Source organism: Kribbella sp. NPDC049227 (genome assembly GCF_043197265.1).
In the GTDB taxonomy this organism is placed as follows: domain Bacteria; phylum Actinomycetota; class Actinomycetes; order Propionibacteriales; family Kribbellaceae; genus Kribbella.
Genome location: NZ_JBICST010000007.1, coordinates 564800 through 578887 on the forward strand (window position 1 = coordinate 564800; position 14088 = coordinate 578887).

The 14088-nt window shown below is 67.8% G+C and carries 13 protein-coding genes; 9 read left to right on the top strand and 4 right to left on the bottom strand.

The window, feature by feature from the left end; translation table 11 throughout:
• Nucleotides 1-3: 3 nt before the first annotated feature.
• Both ACGFH6_RS32260 and ACGFH6_RS32265 read right to left on the bottom strand, forming a co-directional pair.
• Nucleotides 4-1368 (bottom strand): ATP-binding protein, encoded by a 1365-nt coding sequence (locus tag ACGFH6_RS32260; protein ID WP_393391445.1) that lies wholly within the window; start codon nucleotides 1366-1368, stop codon nucleotides 4-6.
• Entirely contained in the window at nucleotides 1365-2033 is a 669-nt protein-coding gene (locus ACGFH6_RS32265; RefSeq protein WP_393391447.1) for a response regulator transcription factor, read from the bottom strand. Before ACGFH6_RS32265 ends, ACGFH6_RS32260 begins: the two co-directional genes overlap by 4 nt.
• A 343-nt stretch (nucleotides 2034-2376) precedes the next feature.
• On the opposite strand from ACGFH6_RS32265, the gene leuA reads away from it, so the two are divergent.
• The 9 genes from leuA (at nucleotide 2377) to ACGFH6_RS32310 (ending at nucleotide 12575) form a co-directional block, all read left to right on the top strand.
• Nucleotides 2377-4050 (top strand): 2-isopropylmalate synthase, encoded by a 1674-nt coding sequence (leuA, locus tag ACGFH6_RS32270; protein WP_393391741.1) that lies wholly within the window; start codon nucleotides 2377-2379, stop codon nucleotides 4048-4050.
• Between the two features lie 330 nt (nucleotides 4051-4380).
• The gene (locus tag ACGFH6_RS32275) at nucleotides 4381-5481 is read left to right on the top strand and encodes an ABC transporter permease (protein WP_393391449.1); all 1101 of its coding nucleotides are present in this window, start codon (nucleotides 4381-4383) and stop codon (nucleotides 5479-5481) included.
• Nucleotides 5482-5485: 4 nt separating this feature from the next.
• Complete coding sequence (locus tag ACGFH6_RS32280; protein WP_393391450.1) at nucleotides 5486-6391, top strand: ABC transporter permease; 906 nt, start codon at nucleotides 5486-5488, stop codon at nucleotides 6389-6391.
• A 14-nt stretch (nucleotides 6392-6405) separates the two neighbouring features.
• Entirely contained in the window at nucleotides 6406-7515 is a 1110-nt protein-coding gene (locus tag ACGFH6_RS32285) for an ABC transporter ATP-binding protein (protein WP_393391452.1), read from the top strand.
• Entirely contained in the window at nucleotides 7512-8570 is a 1059-nt protein-coding gene (locus ACGFH6_RS32290) for an ABC transporter ATP-binding protein (protein ID WP_393391454.1), read from the top strand. The genes ACGFH6_RS32285 and ACGFH6_RS32290 overlap by 4 nt, the downstream gene beginning before the upstream one ends.
• Nucleotides 8570-8773, top strand: a complete 204-nt coding sequence (locus ACGFH6_RS32295; protein ID WP_393391456.1) for a hypothetical protein — start codon at nucleotides 8570-8572, stop codon at nucleotides 8771-8773. The genes ACGFH6_RS32290 and ACGFH6_RS32295 overlap by 1 nt, the downstream gene beginning before the upstream one ends.
• A gap of 64 nt (nucleotides 8774-8837) precedes the next feature.
• Complete coding sequence (locus ACGFH6_RS32300) at nucleotides 8838-10694, top strand: ABC transporter substrate-binding protein (protein WP_393391458.1); 1857 nt, start codon at nucleotides 8838-8840, stop codon at nucleotides 10692-10694.
• Nucleotides 10695-10742: 48 nt separating this feature from the next.
• Nucleotides 10743-12200: a GNAT family N-acetyltransferase gene (locus tag ACGFH6_RS32305; protein WP_393391459.1), complete on the top strand. Its 1458-nt coding sequence runs from the start codon at nucleotides 10743-10745 to the stop codon at nucleotides 12198-12200.
• A gap of 120 nt (nucleotides 12201-12320) precedes the next feature.
• The gene (locus ACGFH6_RS32310) at nucleotides 12321-12575 is read left to right on the top strand and encodes an SAV_915 family protein (RefSeq protein WP_393391460.1); all 255 of its coding nucleotides are present in this window, start codon (nucleotides 12321-12323) and stop codon (nucleotides 12573-12575) included.
• Here ACGFH6_RS32310 and ACGFH6_RS32315 read toward each other — a convergent pair.
• Together ACGFH6_RS32315 and ACGFH6_RS32320 are read right to left on the bottom strand one after the other, a co-directional pair.
• Nucleotides 12534-13196: an ABC transporter ATP-binding protein gene (locus ACGFH6_RS32315; protein WP_393391462.1), complete on the bottom strand. Its 663-nt coding sequence runs from the start codon at nucleotides 13194-13196 to the stop codon at nucleotides 12534-12536. The genes ACGFH6_RS32310 and ACGFH6_RS32315 overlap by 42 nt on opposite strands.
• Nucleotides 13193-14029 (bottom strand): ABC transporter ATP-binding protein, encoded by an 837-nt coding sequence (locus ACGFH6_RS32320; RefSeq protein ID WP_393391464.1) that lies wholly within the window; start codon nucleotides 14027-14029, stop codon nucleotides 13193-13195. Before ACGFH6_RS32320 ends, ACGFH6_RS32315 begins: the two co-directional genes overlap by 4 nt.
• Nucleotides 14030-14088: the final 59 nt, after the last annotated feature.

Below are 14088 nucleotides of genomic sequence, written 5' to 3' on the forward strand. Positions count from 1 at the left end.
CCATCACAATGGCTCAGCCGAGGGCGTGCCAGGCCTGATTTCGCCGTGGGAAGGACCGGGAGCCGTCTGTTGTGATGGCCTGTAGGTCCGCAGAGCCAGCCGGAAGGCGGCACCGTGCCGGCCGTCACTCCGGTCAGCGACCGTCAGGTCGCCGCCGTGAGCCCGGGCCACACCTCGCGCGATGGCCAGGCCGAGACCTGCGCCCTTGCTCTGTGGACCGTGCACGAGCCGGTGGAAGATCCGTTCCCGCACCTCGATTGGAACCCCTGGCCCGTCGTCCTCGACCAGCAGCCCGGCGGGGCTGACCGCGATTCGCACCGACCGCGCACCGGCCTGGCGGGCGTTGTCGAGGAGGTTGGCGAGGATCTGGGCCAGGCGTTCCGGATCGCCGCTGACCGTCGCCGACCCGGTCACCTGGACAGCGACGTCGGGCGCGACCAACCGGATGCGGGCGGCCTGGGCCTCGGCGAGGTGGCGGAGGTCGACCTGGGCGACGTTGAGTTGGAGGCCGGCGTCGATGCGGCTGAGTTCCAGGAGGTCGGCGACGAGAGTGCCCGCGCGCCGGGACTCGCGGACCAGCAGGAGCTCGAGCTCTTCGCGGCGTTCGGCCGGGGCCTCGGGACCGAGTTGGATCAACGTCTCCGCAGCGGTCTGCAACCCGGCGACCGGCGTACGCAGCTCATGCGCGGCATCGGCGACGAACTCGCGCATCCGGTCCTCCGATCGGCGTGCCGAGCCCTCGGCACCTTCCAACGCGTCCAGCATCTCGTCGAAGGCAGCCGCCGTACGCCCGAGCTCGGTGTCGGCCCGCTCCGGCTGCAGCCGCTCACCTCGCCGGCCTGCCACGATCGATCGCGCTAGTCCCGTCATCGCATCCAGCGGTGCCAGCGCGAACCTCATCCCGATGATCAACGCGAGCGCGGTGATCAGGATCGCCGCCGCCCCCGACACCAGCAGCACCGTCCGGAGCCGCGCGCTCGCGTCCGACAGCAACGCCGTGTCCGCCGACAACAGCAACGTCGCGCCGCGCGTCCGCTGCCCCGCCTGCAACGTCGCACGCACTTGCCGAACGGTCCCACCCGGGTCGACCGGTGGCGCACCGAGCTGCTGACCCGACCGGAGGATCAGCGTGACCCGGACCCCGTCCGCGTCGATCCGCCGTACGAGGTTGCTCGGGGCAACGTTCTGCCGGGCGAGCTGCTGAGCCAGCTGCGCCCGCCCGGTCAGCAGCGAGTCGAGGCTGCGCTCGGCCTGCGCGTCGAAGACCGCCTTCACCACCAGCCCGGTCACCGGCAGCACGACGAGCAGTACGGCGATCGCCGTCAGCGTCACGCGAACCCGCAAGGACGCCGTCCGCAGCGGCCTCATGTCGGCGGCCGCAAGACGTAGCCCGAACCGCGGACTGTGTGCAGCAAGCGCGGTCCGTGTGCCTCCAGCTTCCGGCGGAGCGCGCTCACGTGCACCTCGACCAGGTTGGCCGCGTAGTCGTCGTACCCCCAGACCGCGGTCAACAGCTGGGTCTTGCCGACCACCTTGCCGCTGCGGCCGGCCAGGAACGCGAGCAGCTTGTACTCCGTCGCCGTCAGCTCGATCTCCTGCCCGGCCCGCCGTACCAACCCGGCCTCGACATCGACTGCCAGGTCGCCGATCTCCAGCACGGTGCGGAGCCGGCCCATCCTCCGCAGCAGCGCCTCGACCCGCGCGATCAGCTCGGCCAGAACGAACGGCTTCACCACATAGTCGTCAGCCCCGGTCCGCAGCCCGTGGAGCCGGTCCTCGACCCCATCACGCGCGGTCAGCAGGATCACACCCGCGTTCGACATCTCCCGAGCGACCGTCAGCAGCTCGAACCCGTCCCGGCCGGGCAGCATCACATCGAGTAGCACCAGGTCCGGCTGCCACTCCGCCAGCTCTCGCTCGAAGCCAGCGCCATCCGAGTGCGTCCGCACCGTGTGGCCCGCCTCGGTCAGCGCTATCCCGACGCCGGTGCGGATCGGTTCCGCGTCCTCGACCACCAGCACCCGCGCCGCCATCCGGCCATCCTTGCATCGCCACGGCGCCAGCCAAGGACCGCAGGACGCACATCTTCAGCACTTCTTCAGCACTCTGTCCGGCACAAGGCCGTCACGCTCCGTGTCTCGCCGATCGAGACCCCCGGTTCGACGGCCGAGCGTGGTTGTGCATAGACTCACTGGCATCATGCGGCACCAGCTTCTCCTCCTTCGCTGCCGCGGCGAGGCCTGACAAGGCCGGTTCCCTCGCCGCGGAGTTCGGTCGTACGCCGGTCGTCCCTCACGACCCCCGCAGTACACCTTCCCGAGGAGAACCCCCGTGGCACCGCAGAACCAGCCCAAGCCCGTCCAGCAAGCCTCCGGTATGCCGATCCAGCGCTACCGGGCGTTCCCGCCGATCGACCTGCCGGACCGCACCTGGCCGACCAGGTCGGTCGACCGCACTCCGCGCTGGCTGTCCACCGACCTCCGTGACGGCAACCAGGCCCTGGTCGAGCCGATGTCGCCGGCCCGCAAGCGGCGGATGTTCGACCTGCTGGTGAAGATGGGCTACAAGGAGATCGAGGTCGGTTTCCCGAGCGCGAGCCAGTACGACTTCGACTTCGTCCGCGGCCTGATCGAGGACGACGTCATCCCCGACGACGTCACGATCTCGGTGCTGACCCAGGCCCGGGACGAGCTGATCGAGCGGACCGTGCAGTCGCTGCAGGGCTCGCCGAAGGCGACCATCCACCTGTACAACGCGACCGCGCCGCTGTTCCGCCGGGTCGTCTTCAACGTGGACAAGGCCGAGTGCCTCAACATCGCCGTCCGCGGCACCGAGACGGTGATGAAGTACGCCGACGACATGCTGGGCGACTGCCAGTTCGGGTACCAGTACAGCCCGGAGATCTTCACCGGCACCGAGCTGGAGTTCGCGCTCGAGGTGTGTGAGGCGGTCAGCGACCAGTGGCAGCCGGCGGAGGGGCGGGAGATCATCCTGAACCTCCCGGCCACCGTCGAGATGTCGACGCCGAACGTGTACGCCGACCAGATCGAGTGGTTCAGCCGGGGCCTGACCCGGCGCGAGCACAGCACCATCAGCCTGCACCCGCACAACGACCGCGGTACGGCGGTAGCGGCGACGGAGCTGGCCCTGATGGCCGGCGCGGACCGCGTCGAGGGCTGCCTGTTCGGCCATGGCGAGCGGACCGGCAACGTCGACCTGGTGACGCTGGGGATGAACCTGTTCAGCCAGGGCATCGACCCGCAGATCGACTTCTCCGACATCGACGAGATCCGCCGCACGGTCGAGTACTGCACGCAGATGCGCGTGCCCGAGCGGCAGCCGTACGCGGGTGACCTGGTCTACACCGCTTTCTCCGGCTCGCACCAGGACGCGATCAAGAAGGGCCTGGAGGCGCTGGACAAGCAGGCCGCGGCCGAGGGCCGGCCGGTGTCCGAGATCACCTGGGAGGCGCCGTACCTGCCGATCGACCCGAAGGACGTCGGCCGGTCGTACGAGGCCGTGATCCGGGTGAACTCGCAGTCCGGCAAGGGCGGCGTCGCGTACATCATGAAGTCGGAGCACCGGCTCGACCTGCCGCGCCGGCTGCAGATCGAGTTCAGCCGGGTGATCCAGCAGCACACCGACTCCGAGGGTGGCGAGGTCGGTCCGCAGCAGATGTGGGACATCTTCGCGGCCGAGTACCTCTCGCCCGGCAAGCTGTCGCTGCTGAGCGTCAACTCGTCGTCCGGTGAGGGGCAGGGCGACCAGCTCCGCGTTCAGGTCTATTCCAATGGTGTTCCGCACGAACTGTCGGGCGAGGGCAACGGCCCGGTGTCGGCGTTCGTCGACGCGATCCAGCCGCTGAAGTACGACGTACGGGTGCTGGACTACCACGAGCACGCGCTCTCCGCGGGCGGTGACGCGCTCGCCGCGGCGTACGTCGAGTGCGAGGTCGGCGACGAGGTCTACTGGGGCGTCGGCCGCGACGCGAACATCCTCACGGCCTCGCTGAAGGCCGTTGTCTCCGCGATCAACCGCGCAACTCGCTGACTTATCAAACGTTCGCCCGTCACCGCTAGAGGTGACGGGCGACGTTTGCGTTGCGACGTACCGAATTCCGGTACTGAGGGTGTCAGAATCGGTGCATAGAGCAACCGAATACTCACGATTCGGTGACCGTGGCCTCGGGTACGTAGAAACCGTTGACTCGGTGTATGTGGTTGCGCAAACTAGCGACACTGCGCGCAGATGAATGCAAGACAGCATGCGTTAGTACGGCTGCATTCGGCTTCTGCGTTGACACGCCGTCGGTACCCCGCGTGGAGGTGAGCTGTGAGTGGTGCGGTCGAGACTCCGGCCTCGAAGCTGATAGAGAGGCCGGTGGAGGAACCGAAACCCACGGCCCCGAAGAGATTCTTCAACTCCTGGCTGGTGCGAAGACTAGCCAAGGCGGTGCTGACTGTCTTCATCGTGACGACGGGAACGTTCTTCCTGGTCAGGCTGTTGCCCGGTAACCCGGTCGACACCTACATCCAGACCCAGATCGCGCAGACAGGGATCTCGTACGAGGCTGCTGCCGCACAGGCCAAGAACCTGTTCTCGCTGGATCCGGACCAACCGCTGATCCAGCAGTACGCCACCTACATGCTCAACCTGCTGCACGGCGACTTCGGCAACTCGCTGCTCTCGCCGGGGACCACCGTGGCGCAGGTGATCAAGACCTACCTGCCCTGGACGCTGTTCTCCGTCGGCGTCGCCACGATCCTCAGCTTCATGATCGGCATCGTGGCCGGCATGATCATGGCCTACCGCCGGGAAAGCTGGATCGACCACACACTGAGCTCGATCGGATCATTCCTGCACGCGATCCCGAACTACATCCTGGCGATCCTGATCGTGGTGTTCCTCGGGGTGAAGCTGCAGGTCTTCAACCTGACCGAGGCCCGTGGCTCGTACACACCGGGGGTGGAACCGTCGTTCAGCCTGGCGTTCGTGAACGACATCTTCTATCACGCGATGCTGCCGATCCTGGCGTACCTGCTGACCACGGTCGGGTCCTGGGCGCTGGTGATGAAATCCTCCACGGTCGAGACGCTCGGCGAGGACTACGTCACGGTCGCCCGGGCGCGAGGCCTGACCGACGCGCGGATCCGGTCCGGGTACGTCGGGCGCAACGCCGTACTGCCCCTGTTCAGCGTGCTGGCGATCTCGCTCGGGTTCGTCGTCGGCGGGTCGATCTTCGTGGAGCGGATCTTCGGCTACCAGGGCATCGGGTTCAGCCTCTACAACGCGATCTCGGGCCGCGACTACCCGGTGCTGCAGGGGATCTTCCTGGTCATCACGATCTCTGTGGTGGTGGCCAACCTGCTCGCCGACATTCTTTACAGCCGGCTGGATCCACGGATCCGCGTCAGGTCCGACAAAGCGCGCGCGGCGGTCGCGGGCGACGCAGGGGGAGACGCACCAGGGGGAGGGGAGTAACGAGATGGCCGAGACTATGACCACCGCCGGCGCGTCCGGAGCGATCGGCACGACAAGCGTCTCCCGCTTCGCCGGCATCATGCACGGGTTGCGACGCAGCCCGGCCGGCTTCATCGGCTTCATCATCGTGGCGCTGCTGGTGCTGATCACCGCGATCGGGCCGTTCTTCACCCCCGCGGTGGAGCCCAACGTCAAGGAGATCCTGCTGCCGTTCGGGTCGCCCGGGCACTTCCTCGGGACCGACAACGAGGGCAAGGACGTACTGATCCAGATGATCGACGGCGGCAGATCCGTCATCTTCATCGGGTTCTTCGCCGCTGCGATCTCGACCTTCATCGCGATCGTCCTCGGTTCCCTGGCCGCCTACCTGGGCGCCAGCACCGACTCCGTGGTCACGACGGCGGCGGACGTCGTACTGACGGTCCCGACGATCGTCCTGCTCGCGGTGCTCGGTGCGATGTTCAAGCTGGACTCGCCGATCCTGCTCGCTGTACTGGTCGGTGTCCTGAGCTGGCCGGTGCTGACCCGGGCGGTGCGCTCCCAGGTGCTCTCGCTGAAGGAACGCGAGTTTGTCGAGGCGGCCAAGTTGCTCGACCTCGGCACGATCCGGATCGTCTTCGTCGAGATCCTGCCGAACATGGCCAGCTTCATCCTGATGAACTTCATCATCGGCGTGACGAACGCGATCTACGCGCTGGTCGGCCTCTACCTGCTCGGGCTCGCGCCGCTGACCGGCTCCAACTGGGGCATCATGCTCAACCGCGCCTGGATCGCGGGCGCCATCTTCAACGACGACAGCCTGCCGTTCATCCTGAGCCCGATCGTCGCGATCATTCTGCTGCTGCTCGGATTGGTGATGATGACGAGATCACTCGAAGAGATCCTCAACCCGCGTCTCCGGGACCGGTGAGCATGGTGACTTCGATGCCTCAGGGAACGACCAGCGCCCGCGCGGTGCGCGGTGGTCAGGGCAAGCCACTGCTGTCGATCCGCGACTTCAACGTCGAGTACCGGACCGGTTCCGGCGCCACCGTGCGCGCCGTACGCGGTATCGACCTCGACCTGTACCCCGGCGAGAGCCTCGCGCTGGTAGGCGAGAGCGGCTGCGGGAAGACCACCTTCGGGCTCGGCCTGCTGCGGCTGCTGCCACGGCTGGGACACGCTTCCGGCAAGGTCATCTTCAACCGCGGTGACGGGGCCGAGATCGACATCCTCGGTCTGGACGGGCGCGATCTGCGGCAGTTCCGCTGGCGGGACGCGGCGATGGTCTTCCAGGGCGCGATGAACGCGTTCAACCCGGTGATGAAGATCCGCGGCCACATGCACGACACGATGCGGGCGCACACCAAGGCCAGCAAACGCGAGATCGAAGAGCGGGCCGCCGAACTGCTGCGGCTGGTGCGGCTGGAGCCGGAGCGGGTGATGGACTGCTACCCGCACGAGTTGTCCGGCGGAATGCGGCAGCGGGTGCTGATCGCGATGAGCCTGCTGCTGGAGCCGGAGGTCCTGATCCTGGACGAGCCGACCACGGCACTCGACATCCTCACCCAGCGCTCGATCGTCGACGTACTGCACGAGGTCCGCGAACGGCTCGGCTTCTCGATGATCTTCATCTCGCACGACCTGTCGCTGGCCGCCGAGCTCGCCGACCGGGTCGCCACCATGTACGCCGGTCGCATCGTCGAGACCGGTGGCGTCCGGGACATGTTCTACCAGCCGCGGCATCCGTACACGCTCGGCCTGATCAAGGCGGTGCCGCCGATCGTCGGCGACCTGCCGGATCTCGAGTCGATCCCGGGTGGGCCGCCGAGCCTGGCCGCGCTGCCGCCGGGTTGCAAGTTCAATCCTCGGTGCGGGTTCGCCACCGCGGAGTGCACGGAGGCCGACCCGCCACTGATCCCGGTGACCGATGAGCCGGGCTCCGGGCACGAGGTCGCCTGCATCCATTCCAAGGACGTGCATCTCGAACGCCGAGTGCAGAACGACAGAGTGCAGGACGTCAGAGTGCAGGACGACTTAGGGACCGCCTCATGACCGCGACCGAAACTGCCCCGGCGGCCAAGGCCGAGGGGCGTACGCCGTTGATGACCCTGGACAGGGTCAGCCAGGTGTTCGACACCAAGGCCGGGCCGATCCGCGCGGTCGACCACGTCAACCTGTCCATCAACCCCGGTGAGGTGCTCTGCCTGGTCGGTGAGAGCGGCTCCGGCAAGACCACCGCGGCGCGGATGGCGGCCGGCCTGTCCAGGCCGACCGAGGGCCGGGTGGCCTTCGACGGCACCGACATCTGGTCGATGAACCGCAACGGCTTCCGCGACTTCCGGCGCAGTGTGCAGTACGTCCACCAGGATCCGTACGCCTCGCTCAACCCGACGCGGACCATCCTGCAGACGATGACGGCGCCACTGCTCAAGCACGGGGTGGTCAAGGGAGCGAAGGCCGCCGCCGAGCGCGCCGCCGAGCTGCTGACCAAGGTCGACATGACCCCGCCGGAGAACTATCTGTCGAAGTACCCGCACCAGTTGTCCGGTGGTCAGCGGCAGCGGATCTCGGTAGCCCGGGCGCTGACCCTGGACCCGAAGATCATCATCGCGGACGAGTCCACGTCGATGCTGGACGTGTCGATCCGGATCAGCGTGCTGGCGATGCTCGGCCGGCTGCGCGACGACCTCGGGGTCGGGTTCCTGTTCATCACCCACGACCTGGCGATCGCGAAGTACTTCGGCTGGCACGGCAAGACCGCGGTGATGTACCTGGGCCGGATCGTCGAGTTCGGGCCGACACCGCAGCTCATCAACTCGCCGACGCATCCGTACACCCGCGCGCTGATCGACGCGATCCCCGAGCCCGATCCGGACCTGACCAAGACCAAGGGCACCGGATCGCTGCGCAGCCTGGAGATTCCGAGTCTCGCCCACCTGCCGGCCGGGTGTTCGTTCCATCCGCGCTGCCCGCAGTTCGAGGGCGGGCTGTGCGACGGTGCGGTGCCCGAGCTGGTCGCAGTCCGTCCCGGTCAGTCGACCGCGTGCCACGTGGTGGCGCGCGACGGAGCCGGAGATGCCGAGGTCCGCGATGAGCCGGTGGCCTGATGGCACCACAGATCGGACGGCTGGCACTCAGCTGGGCGGCGTTCCTGGTACTGGCCAGCGGGGTTCTGTTACTCACGCTGACGCCCGGTACGCCGGAGTTCGTCGTCACCCTGTTCACCTTGTGTTTGGGCCTGCTACTGGGCCTCATCGTCGTCGCCGCGGTCCTTGTGCTGCGGCGGCGGGAGAAACGCGAGGGCGGTTAGCAGTACCCCAAACCAGTAGTGCCTGACCCACATGGGCGTGTGGTCAGATCAGAAAGGACGAAGGATGAGTCCCACCGGCACCAACGATCCCGGCACCAGCGAGTCCGGCGCGCGCGCCGTGACCAACGCAGTCTCCCGCCGGCATGTGCTCCAGCTGTTCGGCATCGCCGGGGTCGGCATCGCCGGCATCGGGTCGCTGGAGGCGTGTTCGCCGAGCAGTCCGGACGACGCTGGAAACGACGCCAAGAAGTCCGGGGAGTTCCACGGCGCGTACCCCTACCAGTTGCCGCCCAAGGGCCACTTCAACCTCGGCGCCGGCGTCCTCGACGGCATCCAGCAGCAGAGCCCGTACCTCGACCTGATCTACCCGAGTGCGGGCATGTACTACTGGGCCGACAAGAAGTGGGAGTACCTGCTGGCCGAGTCCAACACGCTGGACGAAACGGCCAAGACCTACACGATGAAGCTCCGGTCCGGCCTGACCTGGAGCGACGGCTCGCCGCTCACCGCCAAGGACGTCGTCTCGACGTTCAACCTGCGCTGGCTGATGCGTCAGCAGGACTGGACGTTCCTGTCCGACGTGAAGGCGCAGGACGACACCACCGTCGTGTTCACCATCGGCACGCCGTCCACGGTCCTCGAGCGCTTCATCCTCCGCGCGCCGATCCTGCCGGACTCGGTCTACAAGGACTGGGCGAGCAAGGCCGAGACGCTCCGCAAGGCCAACGGCAGCCTGGACAGCGGCGAGGGCAAGCAGGTCAACGCCGACTTCCAGAAGTTCCGGCCGGAGAACCCGGTCGTGTCGGGACCGTTCAACTACGACCCGAAGACCATGACCAACGCCCAGATGACGTTGGTGAAGAACGACAAGGGCCTGTTCGCCGACAAGATCGGGTTCAGCAAGGTCGTCCTGTACAACGGTGAGACCTCCGACATCACTCCGGTCGTGATGAACAAGGACGTCGACTACGCCACCCACGGTTTCGCCGTGGCCAGCGAGAAGACGTTCCAGCAGAACGGCTTCCGGATCCTCCGCCCGCCGGTGTACTCCGGTCCCTCGCTGGTGTTCAACTACACCACCCGCCCGGAGTTCTCCGACGCCCGGGTCCGGCAGGCGATCGCCTACGTCCTCGACCGCAACGAGAACGGCACCGTCGCGCTCGGCGACTCCGGCAAGCCCTGCAAGTTCATGGCCGGGTTCTCCGACATCCTCGTCCCCGACTGGATCACCGACGCCGACCAGCAGAAGCTCCAGGCCTACGAGAAGGACCTCGACAAGGCCACCCAGCTGCTGCAGGAGGCCGGCTGGAAGAAGTCCGGTGACAAGTGGCAGACGCCGGCGGGCAAGCCGGCCGCGTACGACATCAAGTTCCCGACCGAGTTCGCCGACTGGAACCCGGCCGCCACCAACGCGGCCGACCAGCTGAACAAGTTCGGGTTCAACATCACCAAGCGGGGCATCACCTTCACCCAGCTGAACCCCGACGTCCTGGCCGGCAAGTTCGACATCGCCATCCAGGGCTGGGGCGCCTCGAACCACCCGCACCCGTACTTCGCGTTCGTCCAGGACCTGTACACGTTCAACTACGTGATCGCGGCGAACCAGGGCGGCAAGGGAATGAACTTCCCGCTCAAGCAGACCACCTCGGCGGGTCCGATCGACCTGCAGGCCGTGGTGGACAAGTCGGCCCAGGGCCTGAACGTCGACGAGCAGAAGAAGAACATCACCGCCGCGGCGATGGCGTTCAACGAACTGCTCCCGATCATCCCGCTGTGGGAGCGCTACGGAAACAACCCGGCGCTGGAGGGGACCCGGGTCGCCAAGTTCCCGGCGGACGACGACCCCATCCTGAAGAACGCGCCGTACGCCGACAACTTCGTGATCATGTACATGTACCAGGGCAAGGTCGCCCCGGCCTAGTCGGTTAATCACTAGCGTCTGACCCGTTCGTTTGGTTGGGTCGGCCGGGTGATCATCGTTCGCGAGATCGACCCGGCCGACCTGGCACTGTTCGACGAGTGGTACGACGCCCTGCGGGCCGGTGTGGTCGCGGGACGCGAGGCCGCGCTCGTGGTCGGGCGGGAGGCGCTCGGCTTCTCGCTGCGTACTCCGGGCCCGCTGAAGCGCCGGATCGCGGTCGGCGCCTTCGAGGACGACCGGGTGCTCGGCGCGATGCTGTTCGAGTACCGGTTGACCGACAACCTCGACATCGTCGAGGTCGAGATCGACGTACCGCCGCAGCATCGGCGGCGGGGGATCGGGACGGCGCTGTGGCAGTGGGCCGTGACCCGCGCGGCGCAGCTCGGGCGGACCATCTTCCAGTCCGAGATCGGGGTGCCGGGCGAGTCGTCGCCGGGCAGCGCGTTCGCCGAGCGACTCGGGTTCACCGTCGAGCATGTCGAGGACCATCTCGTCGTACCGCTGCCGTACGACGAGGCCCGCCTGGACGAGCTGCGGTGGTCCGCCGGGACGCTGGACGGCTATCGGCTCACCTCGTGGGCGGGAGTGTGCCCGCCGGAACATCAGCAGGCGTACGCCGATCTGCACACCGCGATGGACGAGGACGTGCCGACCGGCGGGATGACGCGCGAGGTCGTGCCGTGGACGGTCGAGAAGCTGCAGGCGAGCGAGCAGCGGGTCGATCGGAACTACCTGGCGCTGGTGACGATGGCGCACACGCTGTCCGGCGCGCCGGCCGGCTACACGCTCATGTACCTGCCGCGAGCTGATGCCGAGCATGCCCAGCAGGACGACACCCTGGTACTGCGGGAGCACCGCGGGCACAACCTGGGCACGCACCTGAAGCTGGCGAACCTCGACCAGTTGGCGAAGCACCGCACCACCCAGCGCTTCCTGCACACGTGGACGGCACTGTCGAACGCCCCGATGCAGAAGGTCAACGCCCGCTTCGGTTTCCGCTCGGTCGAGCAGAACCGCGAGATCGAGCTCACCTGTCCGCGGCTGCGTCCGGCCGCTCGCGCTCTCGTCGTCGACCCGGACGACCGCATCCTGCTGGTCCGCTTCGAGTTCGACGACGGGCCGTTGTGGGCGACCCCCGGCGGTGGCCTCGAGGCGGACGAGACGCTCATCGAAGGGCTGCGCCGCGAGCTGCGGGAGGAGATCGGTCTCGAGACTCCGGACGACCCGCCACACCTCTGGCACCAGGAGGTCGTTGCCGAGGGCCACGCTACCGGGTACGACGGTGTCCTCAACGACGTCTTCCTGATCCGCACCGGCCCGTTCACAGTCGGCGGCACCCTCACCGAAGCCGAGCTCCAGGCCGAGAACCTCCACGGCCACCGCTGGTGGACCCTGCCCGAACTCCAGTCCGCCGAGGACCGCTTCGCCCCCCGATCCCTGCCGAGCCTGGTGGAGTCGGTGTTGCGCGACGGCCCGCCCACCATCCCGCTGGCGCTCGGCGTGTGAGAGCGACGTTCGGAAGTTGTGGGAAGCGTGTGAGGACGCGGGATTCAGGGGCCGTGTTCGGCCTAGTTTTTAGGTGTGAAGTCTCGACATAGTGATGACTGGTTTGTTCCTGTTCGGTCGGTGGGCGCGGCGGCGACGCTGCAGACCGGCCGGTTGCCGGAGGGGCCGCGGGTGGGCATCGCGTTCACGACGCTGGCCCAGCTGCGGGCCGCGACCGGACCGCGGCAGGAGTGGCTGCGGATGGACGAGGAGACGCTGCACGAGGTGCTCGCGCCGCTCGGTGTCACCAGGATCCAGCTCGACCCGGTGCTCGTCGGTCCGGACGTCGGGAGCTCACAGCCGTCGTACCCAGCTCAGCCGGCCTTCGTCCATTAGCGCGTGGCCGTCGGCGCTCTCCGCGACACTCGGGTCGTGGGTGGCGATGATGACGGCGGCGCCGCGGTCGGCCTGAGCCCGTAGCAGGCCGAGGACGCGTTCGCGGTTGGTGCTGTCCAGCTCGCTGGTGGACTCGTCGGCCAGGATCACCTTGCCCTGCTGGGCGATCCCGCGTGCAACGGCGACCCGCTGCTGCTCGCCGCCGGACAGTTCCTCGACCAGGTGATCACCGCTGTCCGCGAGCCCGACGGACTCGAGTGCGGACGTGATCGCCCGGTCGACCTCCTCGAGCTCCGCGTCGCCGCTCGGCTTGCGGTCGGCCAGCAGCGGGATGGTCAGGTTCTCGCGCGCGGTCAGCACCCGCGCGAGCCCGTTGCCCTGCGGGATCAGTACGACGCCGTGCGCGGCAGCCTTCGGCCGGTCGGTGATGACGAGCCCGTCCACCTCGACCTGGCCGGACTTCACCGGCACCGCGCCGGCGATTGCCCACAGCAACGAGCTCTTGCCGGCGCCGGACGGCCCGCTGACCGCGAGCACGAACCCGGGCGGCACCGTGAACGACACGTCCGCCACGGCGACCAGGTCGCCGTACGCGACTGTCACATTGTCGACGTTGATCACCGTGGGCCCTCCTGCTCGATCGGGGTGAGGCGGATCTCGCCGTCGTCGGTGGTCACCTGCACCAGCGTCCCGGCCGGCAGCAGCTCGGCCACGTGCGGGGGGAGTGGCAACGAGCCGTCGGTTGCCACCACGGCGTACTCCTCACCGGACCGGCCTTCGGATGCGATCCGCCCGTCCCGGATCGTGATGGTCCGCGGCAGCGTCGCCGCCACTTCCGGGTCGTGCGTGATCAGCAGCACGGTCATCCCGGTCTCGGCGTTGATCGTCCGGATCGCCGCGAGCACCTCGTCGCGGGCCTGGTGATCCAGCTGGCTGGTCGGCTCGTCGGCCAGCAGGAGGCCGGGCATCGTCGCGATCCCGACCGCCACCGCGCACAGCTGGATCTGCCCAGGAGTCAGCGACGTCAACGGCGTACTGGCGTGATCGCCCAGTCCCACCATGTGCAGTACGTCGTCCGGCTGCGGCAGGTCGTGGCCGCGCGGTGCGGCGCGTTGTGCGTAGCGGATGTTGTCGGTGGGCGTCAGGTAGGGGATGAGGTTCCGGCCCGCGCCTTGCAGCACGATGCCGACATCGGCGGCGCGCATCCGGTCCAGCTCGGCCTCGGTCATCGTGGCGACGTTGTGCTCACCGATCTGCAGCCGGCCCGCGCTCGGCGTCAGCAGACCGCCGCACAGTTGCAGCAGCGTCGACTTGCCGGCACCCGACGGGCCGAGGAGTCCGACCAGCTCACCAGGGCGGACCGTGATCCCGATGCCGGACAACGCCGCGACGTCATGCCCGTGCGCACGGTAGATGTGCACGAGTCCCGTCGTACTGATCGCCAGACCACTCATCCGCGTCCTCGCTTCGCTCCGGGCGCGGCTGAGTGGGAGCCAGTGCTCTGCTTGATGGT

Coding starts and splice junctions, on each gene's coding strand:
- ACGFH6_RS32260 (WP_393391445.1), bottom strand. CDS start 1,368: ATGAGGCCGCTGCGGACGGCGTCCTTGCGGGTTCGCGTGACGCTGACG.
- ACGFH6_RS32290 (WP_393391454.1), top strand. CDS start 7,512: ATGACCGCGACCGAAACTGCCCCGGCGGCCAAGGCCGAGGGGCGTACG.
- leuA (WP_393391741.1), top strand. CDS start 2,377: ATGCCGATCCAGCGCTACCGGGCGTTCCCGCCGATCGACCTGCCGGAC.
- ACGFH6_RS32265 (WP_393391447.1), bottom strand. CDS start 2,033: ATGGCGGCGCGGGTGCTGGTGGTCGAGGACGCGGAACCGATCCGCACC.
- ACGFH6_RS32320 (WP_393391464.1), bottom strand. CDS start 14,029: ATGAGTGGTCTGGCGATCAGTACGACGGGACTCGTGCACATCTACCGT.
- ACGFH6_RS32280 (WP_393391450.1), top strand. CDS start 5,486: ATGGCCGAGACTATGACCACCGCCGGCGCGTCCGGAGCGATCGGCACG.
- ACGFH6_RS32285 (WP_393391452.1), top strand. CDS start 6,406: ATGCCTCAGGGAACGACCAGCGCCCGCGCGGTGCGCGGTGGTCAGGGC.
- ACGFH6_RS32295 (WP_393391456.1), top strand. CDS start 8,570: ATGGCACCACAGATCGGACGGCTGGCACTCAGCTGGGCGGCGTTCCTG.
- ACGFH6_RS32300 (WP_393391458.1), top strand. CDS start 8,838: ATGAGTCCCACCGGCACCAACGATCCCGGCACCAGCGAGTCCGGCGCG.